The organism is Mesorhizobium sp. M0062 (genome assembly GCF_040323125.1).
GTDB lineage: Bacteria > Pseudomonadota > Alphaproteobacteria > Rhizobiales > Rhizobiaceae > Mesorhizobium.
On sequence record NZ_JAMYUO010000008.1, the window covers coordinates 71,257 to 84,040 of the forward strand.

Below are 12,784 nucleotides of genomic sequence, written 5' to 3' on the forward strand. Positions count from 1 at the left end.
AGCATGAAAATCATCTCGCTCACCACCTACATCGTCCCGCCGCGCTGGCTGTTCCTGAAGATCGAGACTGATGCCGGCGTCACCGGCTGGGGCGAGCCTGTGGTCGAAGGCCGTGCGCTGACGGTCGAGGCAGCGGTCAAGGAACTTGGCGATTATCTGATCGGCAAGGACCCGCGCCTGATCGAGGACCATTGGACGGTGATGCATCGCGGCGGCTTCTACCGCGGCGGGCCGATCCTGATGAGCGCCATTGCCGGCATCGACCAGGCGCTATGGGACATCAAGGGCAAGGCGCTCGGCGTGCCTGTGCACGAACTGCTCGGCGGCAAGCTGCGCGACAGCATCAAGGTCTATTCCTGGATCGGCGGCGACCGGCCGGCGGAAGTGGCTGATGGCGCCAGGGAAGTGGTGGCGCGCGGTTTTCAGGCGCTGAAGATGAATGGCACCGAGGAACTGCAGATCATCGACAACCATGACAGAATAGATGCGGCTGTCGAACGAGTCGCCATGGTGCGCGAGGCCGTTGGGTCCAACATTGGCATCGCCGTCGATTTCCACGGCCGCGTCCACCGGCCGATGGCGCGCATGCTGGTCAAGGAGTTGGAACCCTACCGGCTGATGTTCATCGAGGAGCCGGTGCTGAGCGAAAATCGCGAGGCGCTGAAGGAGATCGCCGCCCTCGGCTCGACGCCGATCGCACTCGGCGAGAGGCTCTACAGCCGCTGGGATTTCAAATCGGTGTTCGAACAAGGCGCCGTCGACATCATCCAACCCGACCTCTCGCATGCCGGTGGCATCACCGAATGCCGCAAGATCGCGGCGATGGCCGAGGCCTATGATATTGCGGTCGCGCCGCACTGCCCGCTCGGCCCGATCGCGCTCGCCGCCTGCCTGCAGCTCGATGCCGTCAGCTACAACTGCTTCATCCAGGAACAGAGCCTCGGCATCCACTACAACGCCGCAAACGATTTGCTCGATTATGCCGCCAACAAGGACGTCTTTCGCTACGAGGATGGCTATGTCGCAATCCCCGATGGTCCCGGCCTCGGCGTCGAAATCGACGAGGACTACGTCAAGGAAAGGGCCAAGGAAGGCCACCGCTGGCGCAACCCGGTCTGGCGTCACAAGGACGGCTCCTTCGCCGAGTGGTAGCCCGGCCGACCTTGCGGCCAGGCCTTCAGGACCTCAAGCTCAATTTCGCGGTGGCGCCAGCGTAACGCAGGCCTCTGATGGGCCGCAGCGCCGAGCACCAGCGCATGGGAACCGTCGGCGCCGGCAAGCCGCAACTCGCTGACCGCCTGGGTTGCCGCAAGCGATCGAAAGCAGTCGCTATCCATGGAACATGGCGGATGTCCTGTTCTCATCGACCTTTTCTTGGCCCGCCAGCCGCGTCACCTGCCCGCGGCGTGCCGGCCTGCGTTCCTGCCGGAGAAGATGCAGCTGCCGAGAAATGTCCCTTCCAGCGCATTGTAGCCGTGATAGCCGCCGCCACCGCCGCCGGCCACCTCGCCTGCCGCATAGAGCCCGGCAATGGGTTCGCCATTGCCGTCGAGAACCTGCGAATTGAGATTGGTGTGCAGGCCGCCAAGCGTTTTGCGCGTCAGGATGTTGAGGCGCACCGCGATCAGCGGCCCGTGCCTGGGATCGAGTATCTTGTGCGGCTTGGTCACCCGGAAGATCTTGTCGCCAATGTAGTTGCGAGCGCCGCGGATGGCTGTGACCTGCGCATCCTTGGTATAGGCATGGTCGACCTCGCGATCGCGCGCCACGATCTGGGCGTTGAGCCGGTCGTAGTCGAGCAGATTGTCGCCTGACAGCGCGTTCATCCCGGCGACCAGGTCGGCCAGGTTGTCGCGGACGACGAAGTCCTCGCCCTTTTCCAGGAACGCCGCCACCGATGGCGGCGCCTTGCCGCCGCGCCGGTTCTTCAGCACGGCCCGAAAATCCTTGGCCGTAAAGTCGAGGTTTTGCTCCGAACCCGAGAGCACGAACTCCTTCGAAGCGATCGTCTTGGTCAGCACGAACCAGGAATAATCGTGTCCCGTCGACAGGATACGCTTCAAGGTGCCGAGCGAATCGAAGCTCGGGAAGAACGGCGCCTCCATGCGTTGTCCGAGAGCGTCGAACCATAGCGGCGACGGCGCAGACAGGATGCGGATGCCGTGGTTCGGCCAGATCGGATTCCAGTTCTTGATCCCCTCGACATAGTGCCACATGCGGTCGGCGTTGATGACGGCCCCGCCGGCGTCCTGGGTGATCGCCACCATGCGGCCGTCGACATGGTGCGGCACGCCGGCAACCATACGCTTCGGCGCCGGCCCCAGCCGCCCGACCGGCCAGACCTTGCGAACCAACTCATGATTGCCGCCGATGCCGCCGGAGGTGACGATCACGACACCGGCCGAAAGGTCGAAATCGCCGACGGCCGTGCGGCTCGACTGCTTGCCGCGCTCGACATCGGATGCCTCCAGGATTTCGCCCGCGACGCCGGTGACCGCGCCGTTGGTCTTGATCAGCCGGCTGACCTGATGACGGAATTTCAAAGTGATCAGCCCTTTGGCGACGTGCTCGCGCACGCGCCTTTCGAACGGCGCGACCACGCCCGGCCCAGTGCCCCATGTCAGGTGGAAGCGCGGCACTGAATTGCCGTGGCCATTGGCCAGCGCGCCGCCGCGCTCGGCCCAGCCGACCACCGGCCACCAGCGCATGCCCATGGCGTAGAGCCACGGCCGCATCTCGCCGGCGGCGAAATCGACATAGGCTTCCGCCACTTTCCTTGGCCAATGGTCCTCGGGCCGGTCGAACTGGGCAGAACCCAGCCAATCCTGCCAGGCGAGGTCGCGGCTGTCCTTGATGCGCAGGCGGCGCTGCTCGGGCGTGTTGACCAAAAACAGGCCGCCGAGCGACCAGAATGCCTGGCCGCCGAGAAAACCGCCACCCTCTTGCTCGACGATGATCACGCGCTTGCCGGCATCGCCGAGTTCCGCGGCTGCGGCCAGGCCGGCCAGCCCGCCGCCAACGATGATTGCGTCCGCGTCAGCCATTGTCGTAGCTCCTGTGCCGGCTTTTGTTTTCGAGATCGGATGCTCGTTGCTAGCCGCGCAGCGCGTTCCAGATGATGCGCGGCAGCTTCAGGAGGCTCGGCTGGTAGTTGAACTCGGTGATCAGGCGGCCGACCATGTGTGCCCTTTTGTGGGTCAGGAACCAGGCCGGCTTCGGCATGATGCGGAACGGCGCTTCGAGCACGCTGCGTTCCGGTCTGTCGAACAAATAGGTGTTGTGGACGACGCCGATGCCGCTCTGCACGTCGTCGAGCGTGTGGCCAGGGAAAGCACCCCAGGTCGGGCGCAGCAGCGCGAACAGAACGCCGCTCCAGGAATTGATGCCGATGCCGCCATAGCGCAGTTCGGCAATGATTTCCTCGAAGCGCTGCCGGCCGATCTCGGCGATCGTCCTGGGATGGATGAGGATGTTGGCGGCAAGCGTGCCGTGCAGCTTTTCATTGGCGTAGGCGACAGCGGCGCGCAGATAGGATTCCGCATTGCCCGCCGGCAGCCGCATGACGCTGAGCGCCGGCGCGAACACCTCGGCATTTTCGAGATAGGTATCCGTGCCCGGCCGGAACGGCACCACCACGCAGGCCGGCCCGCCGGGCCGCTCGAATTTCTGTACGCTGTCGGCATGCGCCTCGAAGGCGGCGAGGCGCTCGGTCGCGCCGGGATAATAGGCCGGGCGCGACGGGGCTTTCTGCATCACCTTTTCGAGGGCCGCCAGAAGCGCGTCGGATTTGTCCCAGCGTTCGGGCAACACGAGCATTTGGCAGGCGATACAGTTGAAACCGGAATTGTTGAGCTTCTGTGTGGCGATCAGTTCGGCATGGTAGGCGATGTCGGCATTCGACCATGGGCCGGGCACCACGATGGTCGGCGCCACGCCGCCAAGCTCAGAGGTGATACGCCGGCTGTTGCGCGGCGTGCCCGCCGCCTTGTTCTTGCGGCCCTCCTCGCCGGGACCCCAGACGATCGCGTCATGCGAGGCGGCGGCACCGGTGATGTGGATGTCGTCAACGAGATCGTGGTTGCACAGATACGCACCGACATCGGCGCTGCCGCGCACGATGCGCAGCGCACCGAATTCGATCAGCGGCCGCAGCGCCGGCCGCAGGAAATCAACGAGGTAATCATTGACCGGGTTCATCTTGAGCAGGACGACCTGATGTTCGACGAGCAGCTTGTGCAGGCAGTCGAGCGGCGCGATCGAGGCGACGTTGCCGGCGCCGAGCACGAGCCCGATCTTGCCCTTGCGGCTGGTGCGCGGCGCGTCATAGGCCGATGCGGTGTTTGCGGCGAGGTTCGCCTTGGTCACGCCGGGCTGCATCCAGATCTCTGCCTTCAGCCCGGTGAACAGCACCTTGTCCCAAAGCGAATTCGGAACCACCGTCACCGCCACCTGTCCGCTAGGCAAGGTGCGGACCGGCAGTCTGTCAAGGAACTTCTTGCCCTCCATCAGGCTCAGCGTGTGGATGAACTGGTTGCAGCCATCCATCAGCGCCGCCGGGCCAGCCAGCCATTCCTCACCTTCCAGCGGCGAGCCGGTCGGGATGCCCTTCTTGCGCGTCGCGGTTTTGACCCACGCCTCGGCGACCTCGCGGATGTGATCCTTGACCTGCCGCAGCAAGGCGATCCGCTCGCCATTCGAGGTCTGCGCCCAGTCGTCCTTCCTGGCGTCGAGATCGGTGAGCGCGAGGTCGAGTTCGGCTGCCCATTCAGGCTGCACGGGCTGGGTTTTGACTGCCTTGGCAACCATCCTATCCTCCTCCACTTCGATCTCTTTGTTTGACGCAATTCCTGTGGGAAAACCGCTTCACACTTTTCCTGGAATTGCTCTACGAAAACGGCAGTGCGGCCCATTGCTCGACGAATTTCCCGCCGGAATAGACCTGGATCGAACCGAACTGCTGTAGCACGAATTCGCTCTGCGTCGGACGCAGGAAGGCGTAGTCGTCAGGCCCGACATTGACGTTGTCGGGCAGCGCCATGAATTGCTGATTGGTCGAAAAGCCGAACGTCTTGTCGGTCTTCATCCCCACGGGATGGACGGGCTTCGCCATCCATTTTCCGCCATAGAGAAAACAGCCGCGCCGCGGCAACAGCCCGAGCTTCTGCAGCAGCCAGGAGCGCTGGTCGAGGCCCGGCGCCTGGACATCGACCACTTTCAGGATCGGCGTCGCGATGAATGCGGCAGGCCGCAATTGGCTGAGGCTCGGCACATCGAAATCGGTCGGCAGCATAAAAGCCGATCCGATGGACAATTCATTGGCGCCGACCCAGCTGTCATAGAGCAATGCGGTGCTGCTGCCGCCAAGATTGAGGATCTTGCGCTGGTCGGCGGCAAGGCAAGCGACATACTGGCGAAACAGGCTGATCGCCTTGACGCGCGCCTTGGCCGGTCCTCCCAGCAGTTTGGGGATATGGCCGATATGCGCCTCGTAGGCCATGACGCCTTCGCATTTCAGCCGCGGGTAATTCGCCAACGCGGAAACTGCCCGGGCCAGTGAGTCGGGATCGCTGATACCGCCGCGATGAAGGCCGACATCGACCTCGAAGCAGACGCGCAGCTCGCGGTCGAGCTCGGCGGCAAGCGAGCCATAGGCGGCCAGCCGCTCCTCGGTATCGATCAGCCAGACGATGCGCGACGTAGCTTCGCCGAGCCCGGCGAGAACGCCCTTCGTCAGCGCGTGCCTGGCGCCGGCAACCGGCATCGGCTTGCCCAACAGGAGATCGACTTGGGGAAACACTTTCAGCATCTCGGCGCTGATCGGCAGATGAAAGGTCATCAGCCTGTCGGTCGCAAACGCCGCGCGGATATAGTCGATCAGCGGCAGGCATGGCAGCGACTTGTCGACGAGGCGCAGATCGAGGCCCGTGGCGAACTTCGCCTTGATCGCAGCGATGTTGTGATCGAGCCGGTCGAGATCGAGCACCAGGCAAGGCTGAAAGATCCCGGCTGCCCTGAGCGCGCCCGACATTTCCGCGAAATAGGTGTCGGTCAGGCTCATGCCGCGACGCCGAGCAGCCTGGCAATATAGGGCGACACGAAGCGGTTGTCCGGGTCCATCTCGCGGCGGACCGCCATCGCATCGTTCCAGCGCGGATAGAGCGCGCTCAATTCCCTTGATGTCAGGCTGTGCATCTTGCCCCAATGCGGGCGGCCGCCGCGCTTCCTGAAGATCGGCTCGGCGGCGTTGAAGAACGCCATCGGATCGCGCTCGACGCCGTGATGGATGGCGATGGAACAGGTTGGGCGCTTGTAGAAGGGGCTGAGCCAGACATTGTCGGGCGCGACGACGCGCACCTCCATCGGAAAATAGACCTCTGGAAACCGCGTCTCGAGCAGCGCAATGATTTCGCTGAGTGCGGCCGCCCCTTCCTCGAACGGCAGGTGGTATTCCATCTCGTTGAACTTGACGTTGCGCTCGGAGGTGAAGACCTTCAGCCACTCCTCGATATAATCCTCGGCTGGCACCTTGGCGAAGGCCGAGCCGATGAGACGGCGGCGCAGCCAAGGGAGCCAGCTGAGATAGTCGCGCAGTTTTCTCAGCGTCGTCACCGCATCGTCGTCTTCCGTCGGCGGACGCACCGTCGCCGGCGCCTCGGTGATGTCGCTGGCAATCAGCAGCGCCTGTTCCGAAAACGGCACGTAGTAGAACTCGGCCGAACGATGCGCCGTCATGGTGCTTTCGAATTGCGCAAGCACATCGGCGATCGGCGCCGTCCAGCGGCGGTGCCGCATCCGGTAGCTCGCCACGTTGCGGATCGTCACTTCGGTGACGGCGCCGAAAGCGCCGAGCGAAGCGCCCATGGCTTCGATCATGTCGGGGCTCTTGGCACGGTCGAACTCTTTCACGGCGCCACGCCCGTCGACGATCTGCATCGCCTCGAGCTGGGTATGGTAAGCGCCGAGCGTGATGCCCGAGCCGTGGGTGGCGGTGCCCAGCGCCCCGCCGAACGCCTGCTTGTCGATGTCGCCCATGTTCGGCAGCGCCTGGCCGACGCCGTGCAACAGCTTTGCCAGCGCGCCGATCTTGGTGCCGGCGCCGACCCGTGCTGTCAGCCTTTCGGGATCGTGCGACCTCAGGCCCTCGAAGCGGTCGAGCGACAGGATGGTGCCGTCATTCTTGACCAGCGGCGTGAAGGAATGGCCCGTGCCAGCGAATCGAACTGGTCCCGGCGCGTTGCGAATGGCACCACTCAGCTCATCGAGACTCTGCGGTTCGGCAAAAGCCTGCGGCGTGGCCGTGACATAGCCCGACCAATTGCTCCACTGGCTGATAGCCTCTCCCAAAATTGCCTCCCTGGGACGCCGGCTTTGCCGGTCTTTCTCCTAGCGCTGAATAATATGATACATACTCAGCTTTTCGGATATGATACATTGTCAGCTTTCTGTCAACCTGGCAATCGGAGGTGTCTTGTGTGGTCCCGTGTTCAAGTGCATGGCTTTCGCCGTGATTGTTCGCATTCCGATAGTGAGATTATCTCTAGGCAATTAAAAGGACAAACAAGGACACAAATATAATTAAAACAATCTGCTTAAATCTCACCACAAGAGCTTTGCGCTCATCCCGTTTTATTCTGATTTTTGTTTCATGTTCGTCATACCTTATATATCCATAAAACATGCAGCATGCTAACAAAAAACCAAAAAAATACCCTCCTACCATGGCTTTCTCGGAAGTCACTGCTGCCAAACGCAACCACCCATCCGCCAATTCCGTAAATAACCAATGTTGAAGTGAATAAAACGAAAAGCATCGAGAAAACGTATAGTTTCTTTAACGCATTCCGACGACCGTCGTGCCCATCCATCACTACAGTTCCTTTGCTTGCACGAACGTAAATCAATACTGCATTATTCATGATTCATACTTGATTTCCGAGTACCCCTCTAGCTCACCTCGGGGCAACGGAACTTCACTACACAATAGCACGCCGCCAGGTCGTGGGGCGAACGGCTAGGTTCCTCGTCCGTCAGCGAGCCGCGCGCCGTACTAAGGGCCGTGCAAATCCATGAGGGCAACCGGCTGTATCACGAGCCTCACCGCGACCGGGCGATCGTGATCGAGCGTGGTATCTGATTGTCATCGGACGACATTCCGCGCCGGCCGCATTATCTACAGCGACGCACGCTGAGCCGGCGTCGGCATTGAACGCAGTTCGTTGCCCCTTCAAGCCAGCCCAAACGTTTCCACGGCCCGCATGATGCCGCGCAATTCGGCCAAACCCTTCAGGCGGCCGATCAGCGAGTAGCCGGGATTGATCCTTGTCTTGCCGATATCGTCGGCGAGCAGGTGGCCATGGTCCGGCCGCATCGGGATTTGCCAGTCGGCGCGGCCCTCCTTGCGGCGGCGCGCCTCCTCCTGCATCAGCGCCAGGATGACATGCGCCATGTCGGTGCCGCCTTCGAGATGCTCGGCCTCGTAGAACGAGCCGTCATCCTCGATGGTGATGTTGCGCAGATGGGCGAAGTGGATGCGGTCGCCGAATTCCTTGACCATGGCGACGATGTCGTTGTCGGCGCGCGTGCCGTAGGACCCGGTGCAGAACGTCAGCCCATTGGCCTGGCTGTCGACGGCATTGAGAATGAAACGCGCATCCTCGGCGGTCGAAACGACGCGCGGCAGGCCGTAGAGCGAAAACGGCGGATCGTCGGGGTGGATACACATGCGCACCCCCTCCTCTTCCGCCACCGGAATGATCTCGCGCAGGAACCACGCGTGGTTGTCGCGCAACTCCTTCGGCCCGATCCCGTCATAGTCCGCAAGCGCCTCGCGAAAACTGTCGCGGTCATACTTGCGCTCTGTAGCCGGCAGGCCGGCGATCAGATTGCGCTCGATCTGGTCGATCTTCTCGGGCGGCAATTCCTTCAGCCGCGCTTCCGCCTGCGCAATACGCGCCGGCGTGTAGCTGTCAGCTCCGTTCTTGCGCTTCAGCACGAACAGATCGTAGGCGGCGAAATCAACGGCATCAAAACGCAGGGCGTAGCCTGTCGTCGGCAGACGGTAGGCTAGATCGGTGCGGGTCCAGTCCACCACCGGCATGAAATTGTAGCAGATCGTGGCGATGCCGGCCTTGGCCAGCGCGCGGATCGAATCGCGGTAATAGCCGGCATAGCGCTCGCGTTCCGGCGCGCCGATCTTGAAGGAATTGTGGACCGGAATGCTCTCGACGACCGACCAGGTCAGTCCTGCTTCCTGGATAATGCGCTTGCGCTCCAGCACTTCGGCCTCAGGCCACGCCCGGCCGTCATAGATATGGTGGAGCGCCGAGACCACGCCGGTGGCGCCCGCCTGCTTGACATGATCGAGCGTCACCGGGTCGTCGGGTCCATACCAGCGCCAGCATTGTTCCATTTTCGGCTTTCCTTCTGCGAGAGGTTGGCAACTTATTGTTGGACCGCGATGGGAGTCGATAGAAAATGGAGGAGTTTTTAGAAATGACGGATTTCGACGGCAAGGTCGCCCTGGTGACGGGAACGACCGGCATTGGCCTGGCAACCGCCAAGCGCCTTGCGGCCGGTGGCGCCGCAATCATCGCCTGCGGCATCGACCGCACCGCCAATGCGGCGATGAAAGCGCAACTAGAAAGCACTGGAGCAGCAGCGCTGGTCATCGACACCGACGTCGCCGTTTCCGATCAGGTGCGCGACGCGGTCGCGGCTGGCGTCGCGAAGTTCGGCGGCCTGGATGTCATCGTCAATTCAGCCGCCGTCCATCCCTATGGCACGGCGACGACCACCGACTGGGAAACCTGGAACCGAACGATGACGGTCAATGTCGGCTCGATCTACCTGACCGCGCATTTCGGCATTCCGGAAATGATCAAGCGCGGAGGCGGCGCCATCGTCAACGTCGCCTCGGTGCAGGGCTTTGCCTGCCAGCAGAACGTCGCCGCCTATGCCACGACCAAGGGCGCCATCCACACGCTGACGCGCTCGCTGGCGCTCGACTACGCGGCATCAGGCATCCGCGTCAATTCGGTCAGCCCGGGCTCGATCCGCACGCCGATCTGGAGAAGGCTGCGCGCGGTGACGGCGGCAGCGATGCCGATGTCGAAGAGGCCTACAAGCGCTTCGGCGCGGCGCATCCGCTCGGCCGTATCGGCGAACCGGAGGAAGTGGCGGAACTCATCGCCTTCCTGTGCTCGTCGAAGGCCGGTTTCTGCACCGGCGCGGACTACAGGATCGATGGCGGCCTGACGGCAGGTATTGGCGTGAAGTAGCGCTATGATGGCGTTCTGCGCGCTTGCAGGCAATCGGTGTCCGACCGCGCTACAGCTTCCACATCCGCTTGGCATTGCCCGACAACAATTTCGTCCTCTCCTCAGGGCTGGCGCCCGCGATCAGCGCGTGTGTCGCCGCCACCCAGGTGGCAAGGCCACCGCCAAGCGTGCACACCGGCCAGTCGCTGCCCCACACGACGCGGTCCCAGCCGAAAATGCCGATCGTGTGCTCGACATAGGGGCGCAAGGTCTCGACGGTCCATGAGCCGGCATCGGCATAGGCGACGACACCGGAGATCTTGCCGATGAAATTGGGACGCCGCGCGATCTCGGTCATATGCTCGCGCCACGGATGTTCCGCACTGGCCTTGATGTCGGGCACGCCGCAATGGTCGAGCACGAACTGCACATCCGGCGCCAGATCGGCGAGCGCAACCGCCCTTGGAATCTGATGCGGCAGGACGACGAGGTCGAAGGTCAGGCCGGTGCCGGCAAGCCGCTTGATGTTTTCGCGAAACAGCGCGCTGTCCGAAAGCTCGTCCGGCATGACATGCAGCACGCGGCGGAACCCCTTGACGAAAGGGTCGGCTTGCTGGCGCCCGAGATAGGCGGCGAAGCCGGCCTCCTCCGGGCGGCAGGAGGCGATCGCCCCGCGCAACAGACTGCCCTTCTCCAGCGACTGCGCCTTCACATGGCTGGTCTCGGCCTGGATGTCGGCTTGATCGACATCGACCTCCATGTGCAGCGCGGCCTCGATGCCGGCCCGGCGGGCCTGGATCGCGTATTCCGCATGCGGGAAATCGCGGTTGAGCGCCGGCACGCCGCCAAGCCAGGGATAGCGCAGCGCCGACAGGTCGATCAGGTGCAGATGGGTGTCGATGATCATGGCTGTCCTCCTCGGTGATTTCAGATCATCGCCAAATGCCTAAGCCCAGCGCATGACATACTCTGGCTCAGGCCCGCTTCGGGATCTCTTTGTCCTCGAGCAGCAGCGTCAGCCCCATGGCGACGAAATAGAGCGCCGCCACCCAGATGAACATCACGTTGAAGCCACTGGAGTAATGGTCGAGCACCACTTCGCGGATCGCGCCCGGCAGGCTCGATGCGAGGTGCGGCGTCAATCCATTCAGGCCCTGCGGCAGCAATACGGCGGCCTCAGTGGGAAGCTCTGACGTCTGCCGGTTCAGCGCCCAGATCATCACCGCGCCGTTCAGCGCCAGACCCAGCGATGCACCGAGCGTCCGCGCCTGGGTGATCAGCGAGGTCACCGCGCCGATATCCTGCAGCGGTGCCGCCGCCTGGATCGCCACGATCAGCACCTGGAACTGCAGGCCCATGCTGATGCCGAACACAGCCATCATCGTTGCCAGCACCCAGATCGGCGTGTGCTGGTTGGTGAGGACAAAGCCCAGCATCAGAAACCCGCCAATACCCATGGCGACCACCGGCATCCATTTGTAGCGTCCGGTTGCGGCAATTACCCGCCCGGCGACGATCGAGATGACCATCGATGTCAGCGACGCCGGCAGGAACAGGAAGCCGACTTCGGCCGGGCTGAGACCCGTCAGCGTCTGCATGTAGAGGGCGAAATAGAAGAACATGCCCAGCGTCACCGTTCCGGCGACCAGCGACACGCCCGAGACGATGCTGACCGTCGAATTGCCGAACAGCCGCAACGGCACGATCGGCTCTTCGGCCCGGCGCTCCACCATGATGAACAAGGTGATGGCGACCAGCGCGAGGAGTGGCAATACGAAGGTGAGCAGGTCCGGCCCGCTGGGGTCGAGCACATGATAGCCCCAATAGACGATCGCCGTCGTGCCGGTGGCGAGCAGCACGCCGCCGAGATAGTCGATGCGGTGCCGCTTTTCGTTGAACCGGCTGCGCATGGCGAAGGCCAGCACCGCCAGCACGATGATCCCTATCGGCAAATTGACCAGGAACACCCAACGCCAGCCGAACAGGCTGGTGATGTAGCCGCCGGCCAGCGGGCCGAGCACCGACGACAGCGCGAACACCGCCGAACTGTAGCCCTGATATTTGGCGCGGTCGCGCGGCGAAAACAGTTCGCCGATCATGGCGAAGGCCGAAACCATCAACCCACCCCCGCCGATACCCTGCAGCACGCGCGCGGCGATCAAGCTCTCCATCGACCATGCCATGCCGCAGACCAGCGAGCCCAGCAGGAACAGGCCGATCGCCGTCAGCACGACGTTCTTGCGGCCATACATGTCGCCAAGCTTGCCGTAGAATGGCGAGACCGCGGCGGTCGAGAGCAGGTAGGCGGCACCGACCCAGCCGAACAAATGCAGATTGCCGAGTTCGCCGGCAATGGTGGGCAAGGCGGTGACGACGATCTGCATGTCGATGGTTGCCATGAACATGGCGATCAGCGCGCCGAAATAGACGATCAAGGTCGTAAGGTCGGGCCTGACTTGGGCCTCCACGGGCGCTGTGTCCGGCAGCGTCTGCTCGACAGTCATCGGTGTCTCCGTAGCTTGGGGCGC

Annotated in this window: 8 protein-coding genes and 1 pseudogene; 2 read left to right on the top strand and 7 right to left on the bottom strand. The window is 62.9% G+C overall.

The genetic code is table 11. The features are described 5' to 3' along the window. Window positions 1-3: 3 nt before the first annotated feature. The gene (gene dgoD, locus NKJ64_RS12250; RefSeq protein ID WP_352462644.1) at window positions 4-1,152 is read left to right on the top strand and encodes a galactonate dehydratase; all 1,149 of its coding nucleotides are present in this window, start codon (window positions 4-6) and stop codon (window positions 1,150-1,152) included. Window positions 1,153-1,391: 239 nt separating this feature from the next. On the opposite strand, the gene NKJ64_RS12255 is transcribed toward dgoD, so the two are convergent. From NKJ64_RS12255 to uxuA, 5 genes are all read right to left on the bottom strand, one after another. After that, a complete protein-coding gene (locus tag NKJ64_RS12255; RefSeq protein ID WP_023702125.1) occupies window positions 1,392-3,044 on the bottom strand; it encodes an FAD-binding dehydrogenase in 1,653 nt (550 codons plus the stop codon). 49 nt (window positions 3,045-3,093) lie between these two features. Next, window positions 3,094-4,806, bottom strand: coding sequence for an aldehyde dehydrogenase family protein (locus NKJ64_RS12260; RefSeq protein WP_023830834.1), 1,713 nt, complete (start codon window positions 4,804-4,806; stop codon window positions 3,094-3,096). Between the two features lie 79 nt (window positions 4,807-4,885). Beyond that, window positions 4,886-6,058 (bottom strand): alanine racemase, encoded by a 1,173-nt coding sequence (locus NKJ64_RS12265; RefSeq protein WP_031193055.1) that lies wholly within the window; start codon window positions 6,056-6,058, stop codon window positions 4,886-4,888. Further along, window positions 6,055-7,344 (bottom strand): D-arabinono-1,4-lactone oxidase, encoded by a 1,290-nt coding sequence (locus tag NKJ64_RS12270; RefSeq protein ID WP_352462646.1) that lies wholly within the window; start codon window positions 7,342-7,344, stop codon window positions 6,055-6,057. The genes NKJ64_RS12265 and NKJ64_RS12270 overlap by 4 nt, the downstream gene beginning before the upstream one ends. A gap of 880 nt (window positions 7,345-8,224) precedes the next feature. Next, window positions 8,225-9,409, bottom strand: coding sequence for a mannonate dehydratase (gene uxuA, locus NKJ64_RS12275; protein WP_352462648.1), 1,185 nt, complete (start codon window positions 9,407-9,409; stop codon window positions 8,225-8,227). Between the two features lie 83 nt (window positions 9,410-9,492). Here uxuA and NKJ64_RS12280 point away from each other — a divergent pair. After that, window positions 9,493-10,277: pseudogene (locus NKJ64_RS12280) on the top strand (SDR family NAD(P)-dependent oxidoreductase). Window positions 10,278-10,326: 49 nt separating this feature from the next. Here the strand turns inward: NKJ64_RS12280 and NKJ64_RS12285 are convergent. Together NKJ64_RS12285 and NKJ64_RS12290 are read right to left on the bottom strand one after the other, a co-directional pair. Then, complete coding sequence (locus tag NKJ64_RS12285; RefSeq protein ID WP_352462649.1) at window positions 10,327-11,163, bottom strand: amidohydrolase family protein; 837 nt, start codon at window positions 11,161-11,163, stop codon at window positions 10,327-10,329. Between the two features lie 67 nt (window positions 11,164-11,230). After that, window positions 11,231-12,760 carry an MDR family MFS transporter gene (locus NKJ64_RS12290; protein WP_352462650.1) on the bottom strand — a complete coding sequence of 510 codons (1,530 nt, stop codon included), beginning with the start codon at window positions 12,758-12,760 and terminating at the stop codon, window positions 11,231-11,233. Window positions 12,761-12,784 lie beyond the last annotated feature (24 nt).